At 68.1% G+C, this 1,013-nt stretch carries 1 protein-coding gene; it reads right to left on the bottom strand.

From position 1 onward, the window contains the following. Positions 1 to 2: 2 nt before the first annotated feature. Positions 3 to 989, bottom strand: a complete 987-nt coding sequence (gene moaA / locus H261_RS22885) for a GTP 3',8-cyclase MoaA (RefSeq protein ID WP_040477534.1) — start codon at positions 987 to 989, stop codon at positions 3 to 5. Positions 990 to 1,013: the final 24 nt, after the last annotated feature.

Genomic DNA, 1,013 nt, shown 5'->3' with positions numbered 1-1,013 from the left:
TTTCAGCCGCCGGTGACGCTCATGTGGCGGCCGACGGCGGGGCGGGCGTCGCGGCCGATGATGAAGTCGTGGCCCTTGGGCTTCCTGGCGATGGCCTCGGCGATGGCGGCTTCCAGCAGCTGGTCGCCTTCGCTGGCCCGCAGGGGGGTGCGCAGGTCGGCGGCGTCCTCCTGGCCCAGGCACATGTACAGCGTGCCGGTGCAGGTCACCCGCACCCGGTTGCAGCTCTCGCAGAAATTATGGGTCATGGGGGTGATGAAGCCGATCCGCCCGCCGGTCTCGGCCACCCGCACATAGCGGGCCGGACCGCCGGTGCGGTCGTCGAGGTCGGTGAGCGTGAAGCGGTGCTCCAGCCGGCTCCGCACCAGCGACAGCGGCAGGTATTGCTCGGTCCGGTCGGAATGGATGTCGCCCATGGGCATGGTCTCGATGAAGGTGATGTCGAAGCCGTGCCGGCCGCACCATTCCACCAGATGCTCGTGCTCGTCCTCGTTGGCGCCCTTCAGCGCCACGGTGTTGATCTTCACCGCCAGCCCCGCCGCCTTGGCGGCGAAAATGCCCTCCAGCACCTGATCCAGCTTGCCCCAGCGGGTGATCGCCTCGAATTTGGCCGCGTCCAGGCTGTCCAGCGAGACGTTGAGCCGACGCACCCCGGCGGCGGCCAGATCCTCGGCATATCTGGCCAGCTGGGTGGCGTTGGTGGTCAGCGTCAGCTCGTCCAGCTCGCCCGACTGGACCAGCCGGCCCAGATTGGTGATCAGGCTCATGATGCCCCGCCGCACCAGCGGCTCGCCGCCGGTCAGGCGCAGCTTGCGCACCCCCGAGCGCACGAAGGCGCCGCACAGGCGCTCCAGCTCCTCCAGCGACAGGATCTCGGCCTTGGGCAGGAAATGCATGTCCTCGGACATGCAATAGACGCAGCGCAGATCGCAGCGGTCGGTCACCGACACCCGCAGATAGCTGACCGTGCGTCCAAACGGATCGATCATGACGCATCCTCCATGCCCCTCGGC

Origin of the sequence: Paramagnetospirillum caucaseum (assembly GCF_000342045.1) — a bacterium.
Classification (GTDB): domain Bacteria; phylum Pseudomonadota; class Alphaproteobacteria; order Rhodospirillales; family Magnetospirillaceae; genus Phaeospirillum; species Phaeospirillum caucaseum.
Note: the sequence above shows the minus strand (reverse complement) of the source record. Positions and strands in the feature narration are given on the sequence as shown.